Below are 19,586 nucleotides of genomic sequence, written 5' to 3' on the forward strand. Positions count from 1 at the left end.
AGGGGGAGCTTTTGATTTGCCAGATATTTTAAACTCCCCCAAAGGGAGTTTTTTTTTGTTAATTTTACTTTTGTTTCGCTTTAGAAGCATTCAACTTCAACTCCCCCTTCAGGGGGTTGGGGCTCGATAATATGTTAGAATCTAAAAAGATTATCCTTGCAGTTTGTGGCAGCATAGCGGCTTATAAGTCGGCTACGCTGGTGCGTTTATTGGTTAAGGCCGGCGCGCAGGTGCAGGTGGTTATGACGCCGGATGCGACTAACTTTATCACGCCGCTTACTCTATCTACCCTTTCTAAACGCCCCGTATACAGCGAATACTTTAAGCCTGAAACCGGTGAGTGGAACAACCATGTAGAGCTGGGCCTTTGGGGCGATATGATGATTATTGCCCCGGCAAGCGCGAATACAATGGCCAAAATGGCTGGCGGATTGGTAAACAATTTACTTACAGCAGTTTACCTTTCTGCTAAATGCCCGGTATATTTTGCACCGGCAATGGATCTGGATATGTGGAAGCATGATGCTACACAACAAAACATCCTCCACATTAAATCCTTCGGTAATATATTGATCCCGCCCGGTAGCGGAGAACTGGCAAGCGGACTACACGGTGAGGGCCGCATGGCCGAACCCGAAGAGATTATATCCTTTATAGAAGCTGACATCATACAAAAACTTCCGCTGGCTAATTACAAAGTGCTGGTTACAGCCGGCCCAACTTATGAGGCGATAGACCCGGTGCGCTTTATCGGCAACCACTCCTCGGGCAAAATGGGCTTTGCCATTGCCGATGAACTGGCTTCACTGGGTGCAGATGTTATTTTGATTGCCGGGCCAACCGCACAAAAAAGCATATACAAGAGCATTACCCGTATAAATGTAACCAGCGCTGCCGATATGCTGTTAGCGTGCGAAACCAATTTTGCCCAAGCCAATGGCTGTATTATGTGTGCCGCTGTAGCAGACTATACCCCCGCTGATGTGGCTTCGCAAAAGATAAAAAAGCAAGATGGCGATTTGAACATCCAGCTAAAAAAAACGACCGATATTTTAAAAACCCTCGGCACTAACAAACGCGATGAGCAGGTACTGATAGGTTTTGCGCTGGAAACCAATAACGAAGAAGAACACGCTATTGCAAAACTGAAAAGTAAAAACCTGGATCTGATCGTACTGAATTCATTAAACGATGCCGGCGCGGGGTTTCAAACCGACACGAACAAGATCACCATGATTGACAGGAACCTGAACAAAACAGTGTTCGGACTGAAAAATAAAAATGAGGTAGCAAAAGATATTTGTGCTAAATTTATCCAACTGCTAAAATGATAAAACGCTACCTGCTTGTTACCACTTTGATATTTGCCTGCTGCCTGGCAAAGGCCCAGGATTTAAACGCGCGGGTAAAAATACTGGCGCCCAAAATACAGGCTAGCAACAAGCGCATTTTCGGCACACTGGAAACCGCCATGAAGGATTTCCTTAACGGCCGCAAATGGTCGGCAGATGTGATTGGTCCGCAGGAGCGCATTGCCTGTAACTTCGTGCTTACCGTTAACAACTGGGATGGCGGCAGCAATTTCAGCTGCGAACTGCAGGTACAATCATCACGCCCGGTTTATAATGCCAGTTATTCCACTACGCTGCTCAACATTAACGACCGCGATGTTGATTTTAGTTATACCGAAGGACAAACAATTGATTACAGTGACCAGAATTTTCAAAGCAACCTCAGCTCCATCATGGCGTTCTATGCCTATATCATCGTAGGGCTGGATTATGATTCGTTCTCGCGCTATGGCGGCAGCAATTATTTTCTGGCGGCCCAAAACGTGGCCATTACCGCGCAAACCTCATCCTTTAAAGGCTGGAAGGCTTTCGATAGCAATATCAATCGCTACTGGTTATCTGAGAATTTAAACAACAAGATCTATAATAACCTGCGCAGCATTATTTATGATTACCACCGCAATGGATTGGATGTAATGGCAGACAATAAACAGAAAGGGCGCAAAGCCATTCTCGCGGTTTTGCCCCAGCTTATCCAGGTAGACCGGAAGCGGCTTGGCTCTTATTTCCCGCTTGCTTTTTTCACCGCTAAGGATGACGAAATGGTATCAATTTTTAGCGGAGCGCCGCCGCAGGATAAAGCACAGGCCCGTAATATACTATCCCAAGCCGACCCAAGTAACGGTAATAAATACGAAACGCTGAAGTAAAGAGCAGCCCCACAGCCCCCTGAAGGGGGAGCATAATTTTACGTGTGGGGTAATTGAGTTTCATCCATTTTATTTTAATGGCGTTGCCTCCGGCCCGCGCTTTACGCTTCAACTCCTCATTCCGCGCCGCCGATAGAAGCGGTGCTTCATTCCGGGGTTTCCGCTGCAATCGCTAACGCGAAAATTACTCTTCGTCATGACTCTTAACAATACTCACTAGTTACGGGTTGATTTTCAAGACATTCCCGATCATTTCTTTGCTTCCATCGTACATCACAGGTAACGCTAAATCATATCAGGCAAGGTAAATCCATAATTGGTCTTGTAACAATTCGATACCTAGTGCACTCTAAATCAAAATATTGACATCATAAACCACAATACAAACCTGTAAATTATGGCAACAAAAGAATCATTCTCTATAAACGGTGAAAGCATCGTAAAAAAGGTAAAAGAACTTATTGCCGAGGGCAACGTTACCAAGATCACAATCACTGATCATTCAGGCAAGGAGATCATGAGCTTCCCTGTAAATTACGGGCTGGTAGGCCTGCTGGTCGCGCCGGTATTTGCCGCGATTGGTGCCGCTGCGGCATTGCTAACCGAGTGCACAATTACCGTAGAACGCGAAGGGGATAAACCGGGTGAAAAGGAAGAACTTACCAAGTTTTAGAAAGCCATCGCCCGGCTAACGCTACCAAATCAAAAATAACTTTGAGGCTTTAGTAAGACTTACCAGGTTTTGCTAAAGCCTTTCGCTTCCCATTCCTAATGGTTTAAAAAGACGGCTGATACATCGCCGCTGGGCTTAGCCTAATTCATCCTTCATAACGCTGTCCCCTCAATTAAAATCGTGTTCTCTATTAATGGTTCCTTCATTTCCATGTAGGCGGATCGATTCGCGTCTTTGTAAGAAATCTGTCAACCCTCCTTCCCCTTTCGGCCCAAAGCCCTATCTTTACCTAATTAAAACGGATACTAATTTATGGCTAAACGGTGGGTAATTAAAGATGCGGCAGATGCGTCTGTAGTAGAGCAATTGACTGAGCAGCTAAGTATTAGCCCTGTTTTAAGTAACATGCTTGCCCACCGCGGCATTAACGATTTTGAGGAGGCCCGTTACTTTTTCCGCCCCAGCGAACTTCACCTGCACGATCCTTTCCTGATGCAGGATATGGAAAAGGCTATTGTACGTATCGATGAAGCCATCGCTAAAGGCGAAAAGGTAATGATCTACGGCGATTACGACGTGGATGGCACCACCGCTGTTGCATTGGTATACAGCTTTTTTGCCAAACACCACGCTCATATTGCATACTACATTCCCGACAGGTATAAAGAGGGCTATGGCATTTCAACCATCGGCATCGATTACGCGGCCGCTAACGGGTTTGGGCTGATCATCGCTTTAGACTGCGGTATTAAATCGGTAGATAAGGTTGCTTATGCCAACACGCTGGGTATAGATTTTATCATCTGCGATCACCACTTACCGGGCGAAGAATTGCCGGCTGCCGTTGCAGTACTGGATCCTAAAAGATCAGATTGTCAGTATCCGTACAAAGAACTTTCCGGCTGCGGTATTGGCTTAAAACTGGTACAGGCTTATGTAGAAACGCATGATTTACCCTTTGAGGAAGTAAGCCAGTACTTCGACCTGGCCGCAATTAGTATTGCCTGCGATATTGTGCACATTACCGGAGAGAACCGGGTGATGGCCTATTTTGGATTGAAAAAGATCAACGAAAACCCCTGCATCGGTGTAAAAATGCTGATGGAGGTTGCCGGTCGCGGTACCACCTATACCATCAGCGATGTAGTATTTTTATTAGGTCCGCGTATCAATGCAGCCGGCCGGATAGATGATGCCAAACATGCAGTGGAACTGTTGATTGCCTGCAACGAGGACCAGGCCAAGGAAAAAGGCTTGCTCATCAATATCAAAAACCAGGAACGTAAAGGGCATGATAAGCAGATCAGCGAGGAAGCTTTAAGTATGATCGATAATGATGCAATACTCATCGGCCGTAAAAGTACAGTGGTTTTTAACGAAAACTGGCACAAGGGCGTAATCGGCATCGTTGCCTCCCGCCTTACCGAAAAATATTATCGCCCAACCATTGTGCTTACCCGGTCTAACGGGCATGTGGCGGGTTCGGCGCGCTCGGTGTTAGGGTATGACCTGTATGAAGCATTATGCGGATGCAGCGATTTGCTCATCCAGTTTGGCGGACACAAATACGCAGCTGGCCTTACCATGCGACCAGAGGATGTACCAGCCTTTATAGATAAATTTGAAGAAGTGGTGGGCAGCACCATAACAGATGAGCAGCTAATTCAGCAGATCCTGATAGATGCCGAGATCGCTTTAACGGATATCGACTCCAAATTCTTCCGGGTGATGAACCAGTTCTCACCGTTCGGGCCCGAGAATATGGCACCGGTGTTCCTAACCAAAAATGTGTATGTTAGCGGCAATCCGGGCTTAGTGGGTGGCAGTCACCTTAAAATGAGCATTATGCAGCCGGGTTCGGCCGCGTTTAGTTGCATCGCTTTTAACCATGGCGAATACCTGCCCCTGCTGAAATCTAATGTACTTTTCGACGTTTGCTACAGCATAGAAGAGAACATCTGGCGCGATCAGCGGAGTATCCAGTTGAATATAAAGGGAATAAGGTTTGGCGATTAGTGAATGGAGAATAGCGGTTAGTTAGCACTATAACCGGATATTAAGCGTTTATGCACACAAAGACCTCCGCATTTACAAATACACATTAATCACGAAAATCCATGAATCAGGAGAATCATGGTGCAGACAATTATGATCCTAAGAGCAGAAAACTTAGTTAAAAAATATAAGCAGCGCAGCGTTGTTAACGATGTTACCTTTAATGTAGCGCAGGGCGAAATTGTGGGTTTGCTTGGGCCAAATGGTGCCGGTAAAACCACCTCCTTTTACATGATCGTAGGATTGATTAAACCCAACGAGGGCAAGATCTTTTTAGACGACCAGGAGATCACCGGCGACCCGATGTACCGCCGTGCCCAAAAAGGCATTGGCTACCTGGCACAGGAAGCATCCGTTTTCCGTAAACTTTCCGTGGAAGATAATATTAAAGCCGTGCTGGAAATGGGCAAAATGCCAAAAGATCAGCAAAGCGACAAACTGGAGGAGCTGATAGATGAGTTCAGCTTACACAAGGTACGCAGAAACCGCGGCGACCTGCTAAGCGGTGGCGAGCGCCGCCGTACTGAAATTGCCCGTGCTCTTGCGGCCGAGCCCAACTTTATCCTGCTGGATGAACCCTTTGCCGGCGTAGATCCTATTGCCGTGGAAGAGATCCAGGCAATGGTAGCTAAATTAAGGCACCGCAATATCGGCATCCTTATTACCGACCACAACGTACAGGAAACGCTCTCGATCACCGACCGTGCCTACCTTTTATTTGAAGGAAAGATCTTGGAATCCGGCGTGCCGGAAATACTGGCCGCTAACGAAATGGTGCGTAAAGTTTACCTCGGCGCAAATTTCGTTTTGAAGAGAAAAACTTTTGCTCAATAATTTTATTTAGCTTTAATCCGCATTTTGTTCGGGCTTGTTCGGGCTTGTTCGGGGCATTTACAAAATCACGCTCCGCGAACAGTAAACACTAACCAAAAGAGAAAAGGGCAAACATGACCATCATTAATTCTGTATTTACCTGGTTCATGAAAAAACGGATCCACCAGATCGAGCTTTTCATGAAGTACCCAAACGAAGTACAAGAAGAGTGGTTTGAACGGCTGATAGCCGGTGCCGAAAATACCGAATGGGGTAAAAAGCACCATTATAAAAGTATTGAAAGCCTGGCTGATTTTAAACGCCAGGTGCCCATCCAGAATTATGATACCCTGAAACCTTACATTGAGCGGATGCTGAAAGGCGAGCAAAATGTACTTTGGCCCTCAGAGATCCGCTGGTTTGCCAAATCATCTGGCACCACCAGCGACCGGAGCAAGTTCATCCCGGTGAGCGAAGAATCATTGGAGGAGTGCCACTTTAAAGGTGGTAAAGACATGCTTACCATCTACTTTAATAACCGGCCCGATGCCCGCATATTTACAGGTAAAAGCTTAACCCTCGGCGGCAGTCACCAGATCAGTCAGCTAAACGCAGATGCGTCCTTTGGTGATCTTTCTGCGGTAATTATGAAAAACCTGCCCCTTTGGGCAGAATTCTATCGTACCCCACACCTGGATATTGCTCTGCTGGAAAACTTTGAGGAGAAGATAGAGAAAATGGCCTATGCCACCAAGGATGTAAATGTTACGAGCATTAGCGGGGTGCCTACCTGGAATATCCTGCTATTTAAACGCATTCTCGAAATCACCGGGAAAAAGAACCTGCTGGAGGTTTGGCCCAACCTCGAGCTGTATTTCCATGGTGCAGTAAACTTTACCCCCTACCGCGAGCAGTTTAAAAAACTGATTCCCGATGATGACATGTATTATATTGAAACCTATAATGCTTCCGAAGGCTTCTTCGGGATTCAGGATCTGGAAGAACCTGGAGATATGCTCCTGATGCTGGATTACGGGATCTTCTACGAATTTATGCCGCTGGAATATTTAAACCACGAGGATCCGATAACACTTACCCTGGATGAGGTAGAGTTGGGGAAAAATTATGCGCTCATCATCAGCACCAATGCCGGCCTTTGGCGCTATATGATTGGCGATACGGTTAGATTCACTTCACTGCTGCCCTACCGCATCCAAATTACCGGCCGTACCAAACACTTCATCAATGCCTTTGGCGAAGAACTGATCATAGACAATGCCGAACGGGCACTTGCCGAAGCTTGCGCGCAAACCGGTGCCATCATCCGCGATTATACTGCTGCCCCCGTTTATTTTAACGACGACGAATGCGGATCGCATGAGTGGTTGATAGAATTTGAAAAACAACCCGCCGAGTTTGAGCGCTTTGTGGATCTGCTGGATAGCACCCTGCGCCGGGTTAACTCCGATTATGATGCCAAGCGGTTTAAAGATATGGCCCTGCGCCGCCCCATAGTGCATAAAGTTGCGGAAGGCACATTTTTTAACTGGATGAAACAGAAAGGCAAACTGGGCGGCCAGCATAAAGTACCGCGACTGGCCAATAACCGCGATTACGTGGATGCCATATTGAAAATGCTGGAAACACCTGTGGCACTTTCAAAAAATTAATATTTATCAGTAGCGTTTTGTCTGCGTTGCCCGTAATGGTATAAAACCAACCACGATGAAAAAAGCTTTATTCTTTTTTACCGTAGCAATTTGCCTGGCAGCTTGCTCTAAAGATTATTTACCAAGCCCTGAAGTAGGTACCTGGGAACTCAGAAATCTGTCCCCCGGATGGGGAATCCCTCAAAATTTTGCCACCGGCAATGGCAACAAATACCAGTTCTTTAATAAGGGAACTTATCAAAAATATACTGAAAATAAAGTGGTTAACCAGGGTGACTACCGCATCAGCATTACCGGCAGTTACAACGGTTACAATAATGGCACTATTATTTTCACCAACCCCGAATACCAGGATGCTTTTGCCATAAAGGGCGATACGATTTTGATAGGCACCTCTGTTGCCGACGGCCCTACTTATACCTATGTCCGGATCAAGTAAACATTAGGTAATCTATTCGCTAGGGCTGCTCTGTGGTTAATAGGATAGCTATAGATTACCGATTTGTGGCTTGCCAGATCTTTACTGCTTCCACCGCTTCTTTTACATCGTGTGCTCTTAGTATATCAGCCCCTTTGGTTAAGGCGATGGTATTTAAAACCGTGGTTCCGTTTAACGCATCTGCGGCAGTGGTGCCTAATAAACCATAGATCATTCGCTTACGCGATATGCCGGCTAAAACCGGCAGCTGTAGCAAATTGAATTCGCCCATCCGATTCATCAGGGCATAGCCCTGCTCTGCAGTTTTGGCAAAACCAAAACCCGGATCGATGATGATATCGTGAACTCCAAGTTGTTTCAGCTGGTAAATTTTTTGCACGAAGTAATCAAATACCTCGGCAAAAACATTTTCATACTGCGCTTGCTGTACCATGTTTTGCGGGCTGCCCTTCATATGCATTAAAATATAAGGCACCCGTAATTTTGCAACCATGCCAAACATCCCTTCATCCAACGCCCCACCGGAGATATCGTTAATGATATGCGAGCCGGCATTGATTGCCGCCTCAGCTACTGCCGCTCTAAAAGTATCTATCGACAAAATTGCATCAGGAAATTCCTTCGAAATAGCGCTCACAGCCGGGATCAGCCGGTCGGTTTCTTCCTGCGTTGATATATCTGTGGCACCCGGACGGGAGGAATATGCGCCAAGATCTAAAAAAGCTGCCCCGTCAACCAACATCTTTTCTGCCTGCTTTAGTATACTTGTCGTATCTATCGCACGGCTGCCGGCGTAAAAAGAGTCGGGGGTAATGTTAATGATGCCCATCACGCTTGGAGATGAGAGGTCGATCAATTTACCGCCAGCATTCAGCGTAACTTTTTTCTGAAAAAATGTATCTTTAGCGGTCATTAAGTTCTAAGGATTGTAAATGTTATAAGTATCAAATTTACAACATCCGCAACCCTTACAACAACTATAACTTGTACAAACTTTGAGCAACACCGCAGCAGAATATGAAGCCGTTATTACCGTTTGCAAAGGCCTTTTCATGAAAAAGACCCGCGATTACGGTACCGCATGGCGCATTTTAAGGCCACAATCCATCACCGACCAGATTTTTATTAAGGCCCAGCGCATCCGCACACTGGAAGAAAAGAAGATCTCTAAAGTAGGTGATGACATTACCGGCGAATACATAGGCATTGTTAACTATTGCGTTATTGCGATGATGCAACTGGAGAGTACACCCGAAACGGCCTATGAATTGAAGCCAGATCATGTGGAGCATATGTTTGATGCGAAAGTTATTGAAACTAAGGAGCTGATGTTTGCCAAAAATCATGATTACGGTGAAGCCTGGCGTGATATGCGGATCAGTTCGCTAACCGATCTGATTTTGATGAAGATCCTTCGCGTTAAGCAAATTGAAGATAACGACGGGCATACCCTGGCATCCGAAGGGGTAAAAGCCAACTACCAGGATATGCTGAACTACTCGGTTTTTGCACTAATCAAACTGGGCGTAAAATGAAGAACGGATTAATTTGGTTTTGCAGGTTGGCTGTCGGCTTACTGTTCATCTTCTCGGGGCTGATCAAAGCGAACGACCCGCTGGGTTTTTCTTACAAGCTGGAAGAATACTTTGAGGTATTTCACCTTACCTTTTTAAATGGCTTTGCACTTGGCATGTCCATTATATTATGCGGGCTGGAAATGCTGCTGGGATTTGCTTTACTGGTGGGCACCCGTTCGGTAAAAGTGGTTTGGGGCTTATTGCTGCTCATCGTATTTTTTGGCTTCCTTACTTTTTACTCGGCCTTTTTTAAGGTAGTTCAAACCTGCGGTTGCTTTGGCGATGCCATACCGCTTACGCCGTGGCAATCGTTCGGTAAAGATATGGTGTTATTGGCTTTGGTGCTGGTGCTTTTTGTTAACCGTAAGATCATCCCCGCGCTGGTTAATCAAAAAACAGGGGATAAACTCCTGGTTACTGCCGCCGCACTTTCCATCGGTTTTGGCTTATACACTTACAACTTTTTACCAATAGTAGATTTCCTGCCTTATAAAGTTGGTGCTAACCTTCCGGATGAAATGAAAACTCCGCCCGGCGCCATACCTGACGAATATGAAGTTACCTATCATCTGAAGAATAAAAAGACAGGCGATACCAAGGTAATGAGCGATAAAGAATACTTAAAGACCGCCATTTGGAAAGATACCAACTGGCAGATTGAGGGCAACCCGGAAAGCCGTTTGATAAAAAAAGGCTTTCAGCCAAAAATTGTAGATCTGGCTATACAGGATGCGGAGGGCAATAGCTACAACCAGGAACTTTTATCCAGTCCTTTTTACAGTCTGTTTATTGTTGCTTACGATCTGGATGAAACAAACGCTGACGCAATGGGCAAAATCAACGCCTTAGCAGCCAATCTCATCCAAAACTATAATACCCGGGTGGTACTTCTTACGTCTAATGTACCGCAAAGTGCCCAGGCATTTGCCAAAAAATACAAACTGGTAAGCGAGCTGTTTTATGCAGACGGCGTACCATTAAAATCAATGGTGCGGGCTAACCCCGGAATTATGTTGATGAAGAATGGCACGGTAGTAAACAAATGGCATTATCATAGCCTGCCCGAATATGATGACCTGGTGAAACAATATTTTAGCAAGCCATGAACCGGATATACTTAATTGGCTTCATGGGCTGTGGCAAAACTAGCTGGGGCAAAAAACTGGCGGCAGGTTTGGGTTACGATTTTATTGATTTGGACCATGCTTTGGAGGCAAAGGTGGGCATGACCATACCCGAATATTTTTCTACCCATGGTGAAGATGCATTCAGAAAACTGGAGTCGGAAGTATTAAAGCAAACAGACTACGCCGAAAATGTGATCGTATCTACCGGTGGTGGATTGCCCTGCTTTTTCGATCATATGGAGTGGATGAACAGCAACGGCCAAACGTTGTATATCCAGCTATCGCCTAAAGCACTGGCCTCCCGGTTAGAAAATGCAAAAACACCGCGCCCGGTTTTACAAGGTAAAAAGGGGGAAGAACTGGTCGCTTTTATTGAACACAAACTGGCAGAGCGCGAGGGATATTATGCACAGGCAACACACCTGGTAAGCGGGATAGATATGAGTGTGGAGGGGCTGATGGAGATTGTGGGACTCAAGGCCATTTAGTATAATCCATACGGTTATCAATTCATACCGATAATGAAAATGGTGTCATCGGAGATGGCATAAAAGACAGAAAGTGGCTTACTGAGCACTGCCCTATGAACATCATTATTCAGCATGCTTTTAGGGTACATTAGCGGGAATGCTGATACTACTTTCTCAAAACGCTCCAGAAGTTTATAAAAATTGCGTACTTCCCGTTGCGTAAAAAATTTAGCAAAATGTACTCGCTAATATTAATCGAGTCCTCTATAGCTTCGTCTGTATCGTAAGCTAAATAGTTTGTCAAGCATTTTTCAGACGCTTCCAAAACTCTTCAGAAGATACGGTCTTGCCATTTTTGGCACTTTCAAGGCTTTTTGAGAGTCTGCCCCTTTGTGTATCGCTTAAGTCTGCCCACCAATCGCTATCGGATGTTGATTCTTTAACGCCGTCTAACATTGAAAGCATCTCTAAATCCGATAGTTTTTCTATCCAAGCGATCAGGCCTTTCCTGGTTTCTTGTATTTCTGATGCTGACATAAACAAATTTAACAATCTACATCAAATAAACCGCATCCTCTTCACCCGCTACATCTAATACAACATTAACGTGTTCTTTTATCACGGTAGAAAGTGCGATGCCGGCATAGTCGGTAGTTACCGGGAAGCTCTTATGATTTCTGTCGACCAATACTACCGTTCGCAATTTTTTCAGTGGTACATCCAGAAACACGCCGAAACCATAAGCGAGGGTTTTGCCGCTGTTCAGAACATCATCTACCAGCACAATTACCTTATTGCTGCATTCCTCAATATCAAAATTGATTTTTGCACTTAAACTTGTGCTTTGTTTTTCCAATTCGATGGTGAGCAGGCGACTTTTGAAAGGAGCTATCTCATCCAGTACAGCCTTTAACCGTTCAGCCACTTGGTTACCACGGGGCAAAATGCCGGCAATCAGGATCTCGGTCTCGTCGAAATTATCCTCCAGCACCTGGTAGGCAATACGATCTATCTTTTGCTGGATCTGCTTACTGTTTAATATGAGGAGTTTTTTATCTGGCATCTTTCTCTTGTTGGGAGGTTGTAAAGTTGGAGGTTGAATGTTTGTATTTGCAGCTTTGGTTTACAATTTAAAGGTAGAAATAACCCTATAAATTTGCAATTGTAAATCGCTTACAATAAAGCTACCCCTTCACATACGGATAATACACAAAATTTGCACCCTCCGGCACTACTACAAACAGACACATGAAATCATGCGGGTTTTTGTAGGTGGTTAAAAAGCGTTCTTTAAGTTCTTTTTTAATAATACCCCGCTCGGTAAATTCTTCTATTGTGGAGGCATGGATGCTCCACTCTGTGTTGAGTTCGTTGCGGTCCAGGATCACTTCACCCAGTTTGATCTCGTGCTGATGAGCTACAAAAATAGGGTGCAGTGACAAGCCTTCCAGCATGATCTCTACGGCTACCTCACGAATGCTTTCGTTAAACAGCTTCAGGTCGCGTTCCAGGCTTACCAGCGGACTTTCCTTTTTTGCTTTATTGGGTTCTCCGCCGGTTTCGTTCAGCAGTTCTTCAGGATCCATATCTTTATTAGTATGATGTTCTTAAATAGGTAATTATTCCTGCGGCGGCTTGGGCTTCATTTTTGCCGCATTAAATCTCGGCTTAAAACCTGCAGGTTTTATTGCTGGTTGCTCAACACCGGTACTTTCGTCAGCTGGCGTTTCAGTTGTTGGGGTCACGGGTTCAGCAGTATGATCAGAAACCGGTCCGGCAGTTGCATCTTCCGCTTTTTCCGCTGCCTCAACCTTGGGCGCTACCATTTTCATATTGAAACGTGGTTTAAAGCCCGCGGGCTTAGGTGCAGCCTCCGCTGGTTCTGCAGGTATTTGTTCAACCGGTTCTTCTGCTGTCTTAACTTCTTCCTTTTTAGAAATACCCTCCTCAGGTTTTGGAGTAACCATCTTGGCGTTGAACCGTGGTTTAAAACCCGATGGTTTAGCAGTAGGCTCTGCCGGTTGCACCTCTTCACTATCCACGGGTGCCGGCGGCTCCGCTGTTTTACCCTCTTCTGCGGCAATCGGTTTTGGAGCAACCATCTTCGCATTAAACCGAGGTTTAAACCCGGCTGGTTTTGCTACGGACGCTTCCGGTTGTTCCGGGGCGGGCGTCTCAGTTTGTACCTCTTCGTTTAAAAAAGTATCATCGGGTTTTACAAATTCGTCAACGGCTTTGGCCGTAACCATTTTTGGGTTAAACCTTGGTTTAAAGCCAGCCGCCTTAGCTGCAGGTTTTTCCGCTACTGCTGAATTTTGATCCGGCGTTTCGGCAGCTGCGTTTTGCCCAATTGGTTTATCCGCATTTTGGTCGGTAGTTTCATCCGCCGGCTTAACCACAGCGGCACTAAATTTTGGTTTAAAGCCTACTGAAGGTGTTGGGATGGTATCCGTAAGCGTATCTACTATAGTTTGCTCGGCCAGGCGGTTCTCCAGGTGCATTTTTTCCGGCTTTTGTTCCGGTGGCAGGTGATAGGTCTGCCTGAGTTTGTTGAACCAATATTTCTTGGTATGGTCGAAGCTTTTCTCGCCCATCTTCTCGAAGTGGATTTTAAATTCAGCAAACAAGTCTGGCTCACCCGCTTGCAAAGCAGTCAAGCTGATCCTCTTTTTCTGAAAAAACTCTTCGAAAGTCATATTTTTAAATTTGAGATTGGAGAATTGAGACAGGAGACTGCTGCCTCTTCCATCTCAACCCGCCTCTACAGTGCAACGTCAACGTCCAGCAGTTTAAAGCGGATCCCCTTATCGGTTTGATCCCACTCTTCGCGCTCCTCGTCGGTTGCATTCAGCAGTTTAGGAAACCATTCCAGTGGGAAAGCCTGCTGCTTACCGTCTGCTTTTTCAACAAATAGCAAACCGTTGGCAAAGGTTACTTTTACTTTCTTTTCCTGTTTCCGGGTTGATAGTAGTGGCATGATGTCAATTTAATAATGAAATGATTTGAGGATTTGAAAAGGAATACACTCATGAAATTATCCCATTTTCAAATCTTCAGATTAAATTATTCCGCCATATTATGGTATACCGCCTGCACGTCATCGTCTTCCTCAAGCCGGTCGATGATCTTAAACACATCAACAGACTGCTCTTCGGTTACAGCGATGTTTGACTGTGCAACGCGCTCCAGTTTGGCTGATTTGGTTTCGATGCCCAAGCCTTCCAGAGCCTTTTGCATCTTACCGAAATCTTCATAGGCGGCATGCAGTACCGCTATTTCGTTACCTTCTTCGTCAGCGTCAACAAAAAGATCTTCTAATCCGGCATCTATCAGTTCAAATTCCAGCTCTTCCAGGTCGCGGTCGCCCGGATCAAAGGTAAATACCGATTTGCGGCTGAAAATAAAATCCAGCGAACCTGTTTTACCCAATGTGCCGCCATACTTGGTAAAATAGCTGCGTACGTTGGCCACGGTGCGGTTAAGGTTATCGGTAGCGGTTTCTACCAATATGGCTACACCGTGCTGTGCGTAACCCTCGTATACAATTTCTTCGTAATCCTTTTCATCGCGACTGGTGGCGCGTTTAATAGCTGCCTCTACCCTATCTTTAGGCATGTTAACCGCTTTGGAGTTTTGGATAGCCGTACGCAGGCGCGAGTTAGAATTCGGGTCGCCGCCGCCGGCTTTTACCGCCATTACAATTTCTTTACCCAAACGGGTAAACTGCACCGCCATTTTGGCCCAGCGCTTAAACTTTCTTTCTTTACGGAATTCAAATGCTCTTCCCATATTGCCCCCGGCGCCCTAAAGGGGGAGCCGGATTTTTATTATTTTGTTATACCATTAAGCTCTTTATTCCCCCTTCAGGAGGTTAGGGGGCTTCTAAATTATTTTCTTCAAATTATCTAGCATATCGCTGGTCATTTTGCTGAGGTCGTATGCTATTTGCCAGCCCCAGTCTTGTTGTGCCTGGCTGTCATCTATCGATTTTGGCCAGCTGTCCGCAATTGCCTGGCGCGGATCGGTATCGCTGTAACTTATCTCAAAATTAGGCAAATGCTTTTTAATTTCGTCTGCTAATTGCTCTGGTGTAAAACTGATGCCGCCCAAATTATAACTGCTGCGGATGGTGATATTTTCTGCCGGTGCATCCATCAGGCTTAACGTGGCGCGGATGGCATCCTCCATGTACATCATTGGCAGTGCGGTATTGGCTGATAGAAAGCTTTGATATTTGCCTTTCTTTAATGCCTCATGAAATATATGCACGGCATAATCGGTAGTGCCACCCCCAGGTGAGGCGCGCCAGCCAATTAAGCCCGGGTACCGGATGCTCCGGACATCCAGGCCATGTTTACTGTGATAATATTCGCACCAGCGTTCGCCCGCCAGTTTACTAAAACCATACACCGTGTTTGGATCCATCACGCAATATTGCGGGGTATCGTACTGTGGCGAATGCGGACCAAATACCGCTATGGAACTCGGCCAGAAAACTTTGGCAGTTTTAAATTCAACAGCAAAATCAAGAATGTATAACAGGCCGGTCATGTTCAAGTCCCAGGCCATTTTGGGCTTTTGCTCCCCTACGGCAGATAATATAGCTGCCAACAGGTAAACCTGTGTTGGGCGGTGTTTATCAAACAGGTGGTGTAGGTTATCTTTATCCAGTACATTGGCAAATTCAAAAGGCCCGCCATTGCGGATAGCATAATTAGGGCTGTTGATATCAGATGCTATTACATTTTCGGCGCCATGAATGTTCCTCAAAGCGGTAACCAGTTCGGTACCGATTTGGCCGTTGGCGCCTATCACTAAAATCTTTTCGCTCATGCAGATGCAGGTTTAGGTACAAAGGTAAAAATTTGAGCGTAAACCGGAATTTTTTGTCTGCACACCAATCAAACCAACCAATACCATTCAGTGCCCGACTACCTATAAAACCAACGTTGTAAACTCTGCTAACCCTCAAAGTCGAGATCAGGCTACATTTGCATACCAGTTTGGTAGACATTCCCAAAAAAAATCGCATATTTGGAATTTAGTTAACACACCCCGGCTAGGTAACGCTGGCCGGCCATCTCTGCTTCGCAAAGAAGGTAAATACAAAGAGGACATACGCCTCTTTCACTGGGTAATTTAACTTTGCCGGATAAGCAAACAACAAAATAGTATATATTTAATAACTTAAAAATGAAAGTCGCAGTAGTAGGTGCCACCGGTTTGGTAGGCACTAAAATGTTGCAGATCCTTGAGGAACGCAACTTCCCCGTTACAGAATTAATCCCCGTAGCTTCCGCAAAAAGTATTGGTAAAGAAATTACTTTTAAGGGTAAGCAGTATAAGGTGGTTTCTGTTGAGGATGCGATAAAGCAAAAGCCGGATGTTGCCTTATTTAGTGCTGGCGGTAGCGCTTCTTTAGAGCAGGCTCCTATGTTTGCCGAAGCCGGCACTACCGTGATAGATAATTCATCTGCATGGCGTATGGACCCTACCAAAAAACTGGTAGTACCAGAAGTAAATGCAGCTGTATTAACTGCCGATGATAAGATCATCGCTAACCCCAATTGCTCCACCATACAAATGGTAGTGGCTTTGAAGCCCCTGCACGATGCCTATAAAATTAAACGTGTAGTAGTTTCTACCTATCAATCGGTAACCGGTACCGGCGTAAAAGCAGTTGACCAATTATTTAACGAGCGTAAGGGTATTGATGGCCCAATGGCTTATCCATATACTATCGACTTGAACGTGATACCCCAAATTGATGTATTCACCGAAAACGGATACACTAAAGAGGAGATGAAGATGGTGAAAGAAACCGTTAAAATAATGGGGGACGATAGCATTAAAGTTACCGCTACCACCGTGCGGATCCCGGTTATGGGCGGCCACTCGGAGTCGGTTAATATTGAGTTCCTGAATGATTTTGACGTGGAAGAGGTGAAAGCCTTGCTGGGCAAGTCACCGGGGATAGTGGTTACAGATGATATTGCTAACCTTAAATACCCAATGCCTTTGGATGCGCACGACAAGGACGAAGTTTTTGTAGGTCGAATCCGCCGCGACGAAACCCAGCCGAATACCTTAAACTGCTGGATCGTATCAGACAACCTGCGCAAAGGCGCTGCAACCAATGCCGTGCAAATTGCCGAGTATTTGGTGGCTAAACAGTTGATTGGACAGGCTGTAGAAGCTTAATACCAGCATCAAGATTCAAGACATCAAGAATCGAGAAATCAAGATTCAAGACATCAAGAATCAAGAAATTAAGATTAAAGACATTAAGAATCAAGATTTTGTAAATAAAAAAGGATCAGTTGTACTGATCCTTTTTTATTTACAATTGTGGACATACACAATTTCTTATCTCTTGATCTTACCGTCCTGAGTCTTATTCGTTACTCATACCTCAGCGCTTCCACCGGATCCAGCTTGGAGGCTTTTTTTGCCGGATAAAATCCTGACGATAAACCGATAATGGTACAAAGCAGTATGGCAGAGAACAGCCATAACCATGGCACAACAAAAGACCCGCTAATATTTACGGCTATCAGGTTCCCTGCTGCCATGCCCAATATGATGCCGCCAACACCTCCGATGAGGCAAATTACGATTGCTTCTATCAGAAACTGCTTACGGATAACCGAAGGCGTAGCGCCTAAGGCTTTGCGCAAACCAATTTCGCGGGTACGCTCTGTTACCGATACCAGCATAATATTCATTAAACCAATAGCTGCACCTATTAAAGTAATAAAGCCAATGGCAAAACCGGCAACGGTAATCCCCGCCAGTTGTCCGGAGAGTTCCTGCTGGATGGAGTCGCTGCGCGAAATCTCGAAATTATCGGCCTCACTGATCCGCAGGCTGCGGATGTTTCGGAATAGTGAAGTTGCCTCGCCAATGCTGGCATCCAAAACCGTTGGGTCTGATACCGATAATACCACCTGGAATGACGGTTTTGTGGTGGCTACGATCTGCCTTGCCTTTACCACCGGGATAATGCAAAATTTATCACCGCCAAAGCTATTGCTGCCCTTCGGCTGAAACACCCCGATGATGCGGAATTTGCTATTCCCCAATAGGATGGATTTGTTGATCGGGTCCTCGCTTTTAAAAAGTTTCAGCCTTATCTCGTCACCTATGATCACCACATTTGCACCATGTTCCAGTTCGGTTGCCGAGAAGTTACGGCCATAGGCCATTTTGTGCCCCGTGGTTGCCAGGTAATTTTCATTGGAACCGGTTACCGTAATATTGGGGTTGGTTTTAATACTGTTGTATTTGGCAACAGCAGTACCGGTAACATTCAGATCTATCCTGATCCGGGCCGGAAGCTTAAATGTTTTCTCAAATTTTGCGGCCTGTTCGTAGGTGATCACCGGGTACATTTTACGGTGCCCGCCATTACCGAAGCTGATACCTGAGCCCCTGTTTTGTATGGTAAAGGAGTTGGCACCCAGCCCTGCAAAGGCATCATTGGTATACTGCCTGATCCCTTCAATAGCAGTTAAGATACCTACCAGCGCCATAATGCCGATGGCAATAATTAATGCCGTTAGCGATGTGCGTAGCCGGTTACCCGCTATGGATTGTAAGGCAATGGCTATATTTTCTCTGTAGGTGGTTTTTACCGGCATGGCTTAAATTTAAGAAACTCGCAGGGATTTGACTAAGCAACACCCCCTTTTGTTACAGCGCGCAGCCGAATTAGTTACTCGGCAATAAATTTCGTTTAGTGCAAAACAAGTGCTATTTTCACGCAACCAAACACTTATTACTATGGGTAAAAAAACTTTGCTCCTGCTACTGATGATGATAAGCATCACATTGACCAGGGCACAAAACCCTGGCATCCGAACGGTGATCCGCCGAAATGTGAACCTGGACAATAAAATCATAAAAGATTCCAGCGGCGTTGTTGTACCCGCCGATGAATGGCACAAACGTATGGCAAGCGGAATATATAAACTGAGCAGCAATGCATTATCCGGCGACACGATGGTGCTGGTGCGGATGACCGAAGAAGATATAGCTAGGCGCCATGAGTGGATGCCTCCTCCACCGCCAAGTCCGGCCTTCCCGGTAGGTGAGAAAAAGGAACTTCCCAAATTGAAGGACATCAACGGAAATAAAATAGACTTTAAAGCATTGGAGGGAAAAGTAGTAGTGCTTAACTTCTGGTTTATCGCCTGCGAACCCTGTAAGATGGAGATTCCGGAGTTAAACAAGCTGGTGACAGAGAACCCGGAGGTAGTTTTTATTGCCGTGGGTTTGGATCTGAAATATGAGATCAAAGATTTTCTGAAGGTTACTGCCTTTAAATATCAGCAAACGTATGACGGGCGTGAATATGCCAGAAACCTGAGTGTAGGCAGTTACCCTACTAATGTAGTGATCGACAAAAAAGGCATCACCCGTTTCAGCAGTTCGGGCTATGGTACCAGCTCGATAATATTTCTGAGGAAAGCGCTTAGCCAGGCTAAAGCCGAAAACTAAAAAAGCTCCATTAGGAGCTTTCATATTCATTCTGCAATTATA

General features: G+C 45.5%; 21 protein-coding genes. 12 read left to right on the forward strand and 9 right to left on the reverse strand.

What is annotated here, in order from left to right; genetic code table 11:
- Window positions 1-131 precede the first annotated feature (131 nt).
- The 7 genes from A0256_02105 to A0256_02135 all read left to right on the forward strand — a co-directional run bounded on the left by A0256_02105 (window position 132) and on the right by A0256_02135 (window position 7,871).
- Entirely contained in the window at window positions 132-1,331 is a 1,200-nt protein-coding gene (locus tag A0256_02105) for a phosphopantothenoylcysteine decarboxylase (protein AMR30293.1), read from the forward strand.
- Window positions 1,328-2,221, forward strand: a complete 894-nt coding sequence (locus A0256_02110) for a hypothetical protein (protein ID AMR30294.1) — start codon at window positions 1,328-1,330, stop codon at window positions 2,219-2,221. Before A0256_02105 ends, A0256_02110 begins: the two co-directional genes overlap by 4 nt.
- 397 nt (window positions 2,222-2,618) lie before the next feature.
- Window positions 2,619-2,894 (forward strand): hypothetical protein, encoded by a 276-nt coding sequence (locus A0256_02115; protein ID AMR30295.1) that lies wholly within the window; start codon window positions 2,619-2,621, stop codon window positions 2,892-2,894.
- A gap of 312 nt (window positions 2,895-3,206) precedes the next feature.
- The gene (locus A0256_02120) at window positions 3,207-4,910 is read left to right on the forward strand and encodes a single-stranded-DNA-specific exonuclease RecJ (protein AMR30296.1); all 1,704 of its coding nucleotides are present in this window, start codon (window positions 3,207-3,209) and stop codon (window positions 4,908-4,910) included.
- A 132-nt stretch (window positions 4,911-5,042) separates the two neighbouring features.
- Window positions 5,043-5,783, forward strand: a complete 741-nt coding sequence (locus A0256_02125) for an ABC transporter ATP-binding protein (protein AMR34399.1) — start codon at window positions 5,043-5,045, stop codon at window positions 5,781-5,783.
- A 113-nt stretch (window positions 5,784-5,896) separates the two neighbouring features.
- Complete coding sequence (locus tag A0256_02130) at window positions 5,897-7,432, forward strand: hypothetical protein (protein ID AMR30297.1); 1,536 nt, start codon at window positions 5,897-5,899, stop codon at window positions 7,430-7,432.
- Window positions 7,433-7,487: 55 nt separating this feature from the next.
- A complete protein-coding gene (locus A0256_02135; GenBank protein ID AMR30298.1) occupies window positions 7,488-7,871 on the forward strand; it encodes a hypothetical protein in 384 nt (127 codons plus the stop codon).
- Window positions 7,872-7,926: 55 nt separating this feature from the next.
- On the opposite strand, the gene A0256_02140 is transcribed toward A0256_02135, so the two are convergent.
- Window positions 7,927-8,784 carry a dihydropteroate synthase gene (locus A0256_02140; GenBank protein ID AMR30299.1) on the reverse strand — a complete coding sequence of 286 codons (858 nt, stop codon included), beginning with the start codon at window positions 8,782-8,784 and terminating at the stop codon, window positions 7,927-7,929.
- Between the two features lie 139 nt (window positions 8,785-8,923).
- Here A0256_02140 and A0256_02145 point away from each other — a divergent pair, with 139 nt between their 5' ends.
- The 3 genes from A0256_02145 to A0256_02155 are packed head-to-tail and all read left to right on the forward strand — an operon-like array spanning window position 8,924 to window position 11,063.
- Complete coding sequence (locus tag A0256_02145; GenBank protein ID AMR34400.1) at window positions 8,924-9,406, forward strand: hypothetical protein; 483 nt, start codon at window positions 8,924-8,926, stop codon at window positions 9,404-9,406.
- Entirely contained in the window at window positions 9,403-10,554 is a 1,152-nt protein-coding gene (locus A0256_02150) for a DoxX family protein (GenBank protein AMR30300.1), read from the forward strand. The genes A0256_02145 and A0256_02150 overlap by 4 nt, the downstream gene beginning before the upstream one ends.
- Window positions 10,551-11,063: a shikimate kinase gene (locus tag A0256_02155; protein ID AMR30301.1), complete on the forward strand. Its 513-nt coding sequence runs from the start codon at window positions 10,551-10,553 to the stop codon at window positions 11,061-11,063. The genes A0256_02150 and A0256_02155 overlap by 4 nt, the downstream gene beginning before the upstream one ends.
- A gap of 282 nt (window positions 11,064-11,345) precedes the next feature.
- On the opposite strand, the gene A0256_02160 is transcribed toward A0256_02155, so the two are convergent.
- From A0256_02160 to A0256_02190, 7 genes are all read right to left on the reverse strand, one after another.
- Entirely contained in the window at window positions 11,346-11,582 is a 237-nt protein-coding gene (locus tag A0256_02160; protein ID AMR30302.1) for a hypothetical protein, read from the reverse strand.
- 16 nt (window positions 11,583-11,598) lie between these two features.
- Complete coding sequence (locus tag A0256_02165; protein ID AMR30303.1) at window positions 11,599-12,108, reverse strand: phosphoribosyltransferase; 510 nt, start codon at window positions 12,106-12,108, stop codon at window positions 11,599-11,601.
- A 121-nt stretch (window positions 12,109-12,229) separates the two neighbouring features.
- A complete protein-coding gene (locus A0256_02170) occupies window positions 12,230-12,631 on the reverse strand; it encodes a hypothetical protein (GenBank protein ID AMR30304.1) in 402 nt (133 codons plus the stop codon).
- Window positions 12,632-12,664: 33 nt separating this feature from the next.
- Complete coding sequence (locus A0256_02175; protein ID AMR30305.1) at window positions 12,665-13,741, reverse strand: hypothetical protein; 1,077 nt, start codon at window positions 13,739-13,741, stop codon at window positions 12,665-12,667.
- Window positions 13,742-13,806: 65 nt separating this feature from the next.
- Window positions 13,807-14,022, reverse strand: a complete 216-nt coding sequence (locus tag A0256_02180; protein AMR30306.1) for a hypothetical protein — start codon at window positions 14,020-14,022, stop codon at window positions 13,807-13,809.
- An 86-nt stretch (window positions 14,023-14,108) separates the two neighbouring features.
- Window positions 14,109-14,834 carry a transcriptional regulator gene (locus A0256_02185; GenBank protein AMR30307.1) on the reverse strand — a complete coding sequence of 242 codons (726 nt, stop codon included), beginning with the start codon at window positions 14,832-14,834 and terminating at the stop codon, window positions 14,109-14,111.
- A gap of 93 nt (window positions 14,835-14,927) precedes the next feature.
- Window positions 14,928-15,878: an NAD-dependent epimerase gene (locus A0256_02190; GenBank protein ID AMR30308.1), complete on the reverse strand. Its 951-nt coding sequence runs from the start codon at window positions 15,876-15,878 to the stop codon at window positions 14,928-14,930.
- Window positions 15,879-16,238: 360 nt separating this feature from the next.
- Here A0256_02190 and A0256_02195 point away from each other — a divergent pair, with 360 nt between their 5' ends.
- Window positions 16,239-17,246: an aspartate-semialdehyde dehydrogenase gene (locus A0256_02195; GenBank protein AMR30309.1), complete on the forward strand. Its 1,008-nt coding sequence runs from the start codon at window positions 16,239-16,241 to the stop codon at window positions 17,244-17,246.
- A gap of 200 nt (window positions 17,247-17,446) precedes the next feature.
- On the opposite strand, the gene A0256_02200 is transcribed toward A0256_02195, so the two are convergent.
- Window positions 17,447-18,685 carry an ABC transporter gene (locus tag A0256_02200; protein AMR30310.1) on the reverse strand — a complete coding sequence of 413 codons (1,239 nt, stop codon included), beginning with the start codon at window positions 18,683-18,685 and terminating at the stop codon, window positions 17,447-17,449.
- Window positions 18,686-18,827: 142 nt separating this feature from the next.
- Between A0256_02200 and A0256_02205 the strand changes: the two genes are divergently transcribed.
- Window positions 18,828-19,544 (forward strand): hypothetical protein, encoded by a 717-nt coding sequence (locus tag A0256_02205; GenBank protein AMR30311.1) that lies wholly within the window; start codon window positions 18,828-18,830, stop codon window positions 19,542-19,544.
- Window positions 19,545-19,586: the final 42 nt, after the last annotated feature.

Origin of the sequence: Mucilaginibacter sp. PAMC 26640 (assembly GCA_001596135.1) — a bacterium.
Classification (GTDB): domain Bacteria; phylum Bacteroidota; class Bacteroidia; order Sphingobacteriales; family Sphingobacteriaceae; genus Mucilaginibacter.

Bases quoted from the DNA above. Each gene is read 5' to 3' on its own strand.
- A0256_02185 (AMR30307.1), bottom strand. From the start codon at position 14,834: ATGGGAAGAGCATTTGAATTCCGTAAAGAAAGAAAGTTTAAGCGCTGG.
- A0256_02160 (AMR30302.1), bottom strand. From the start codon at position 11,582: ATGTCAGCATCAGAAATACAAGAAACCAGGAAAGGCCTGATCGCTTGG.
- A0256_02180 (AMR30306.1), bottom strand. From the start codon at position 14,022: ATGCCACTACTATCAACCCGGAAACAGGAAAAGAAAGTAAAAGTAACC.
- A0256_02195 (AMR30309.1), top strand. From the start codon at position 16,239: ATGAAAGTCGCAGTAGTAGGTGCCACCGGTTTGGTAGGCACTAAAATG.
- A0256_02145 (AMR34400.1), top strand. From the start codon at position 8,924: ATGAAAAAGACCCGCGATTACGGTACCGCATGGCGCATTTTAAGGCCA.
- A0256_02170 (AMR30304.1), bottom strand. From the start codon at position 12,631: ATGGATCCTGAAGAACTGCTGAACGAAACCGGCGGAGAACCCAATAAA.
- A0256_02155 (AMR30301.1), top strand. From the start codon at position 10,551: ATGAACCGGATATACTTAATTGGCTTCATGGGCTGTGGCAAAACTAGC.
- A0256_02140 (AMR30299.1), bottom strand. From the start codon at position 8,784: ATGACCGCTAAAGATACATTTTTTCAGAAAAAAGTTACGCTGAATGCT.
- A0256_02165 (AMR30303.1), bottom strand. From the start codon at position 12,108: ATGCCAGATAAAAAACTCCTCATATTAAACAGTAAGCAGATCCAGCAA.
- A0256_02105 (AMR30293.1), top strand. From the start codon at position 132: ATGTTAGAATCTAAAAAGATTATCCTTGCAGTTTGTGGCAGCATAGCG.
- A0256_02115 (AMR30295.1), top strand. From the start codon at position 2,619: ATGGCAACAAAAGAATCATTCTCTATAAACGGTGAAAGCATCGTAAAA.
- A0256_02175 (AMR30305.1), bottom strand. From the start codon at position 13,741: ATGACTTTCGAAGAGTTTTTTCAGAAAAAGAGGATCAGCTTGACTGCT.
- A0256_02120 (AMR30296.1), top strand. From the start codon at position 3,207: ATGGCTAAACGGTGGGTAATTAAAGATGCGGCAGATGCGTCTGTAGTA.
- A0256_02205 (AMR30311.1), top strand. From the start codon at position 18,828: ATGGGTAAAAAAACTTTGCTCCTGCTACTGATGATGATAAGCATCACA.
- A0256_02125 (AMR34399.1), top strand. From the start codon at position 5,043: ATGATCCTAAGAGCAGAAAACTTAGTTAAAAAATATAAGCAGCGCAGC.
- A0256_02150 (AMR30300.1), top strand. From the start codon at position 9,403: ATGAAGAACGGATTAATTTGGTTTTGCAGGTTGGCTGTCGGCTTACTG.
- A0256_02190 (AMR30308.1), bottom strand. From the start codon at position 15,878: ATGAGCGAAAAGATTTTAGTGATAGGCGCCAACGGCCAAATCGGTACC.
- A0256_02200 (AMR30310.1), bottom strand. From the start codon at position 18,685: ATGCCGGTAAAAACCACCTACAGAGAAAATATAGCCATTGCCTTACAA.
- A0256_02110 (AMR30294.1), top strand. From the start codon at position 1,328: ATGATAAAACGCTACCTGCTTGTTACCACTTTGATATTTGCCTGCTGC.
- A0256_02130 (AMR30297.1), top strand. From the start codon at position 5,897: ATGACCATCATTAATTCTGTATTTACCTGGTTCATGAAAAAACGGATC.
- A0256_02135 (AMR30298.1), top strand. From the start codon at position 7,488: ATGAAAAAAGCTTTATTCTTTTTTACCGTAGCAATTTGCCTGGCAGCT.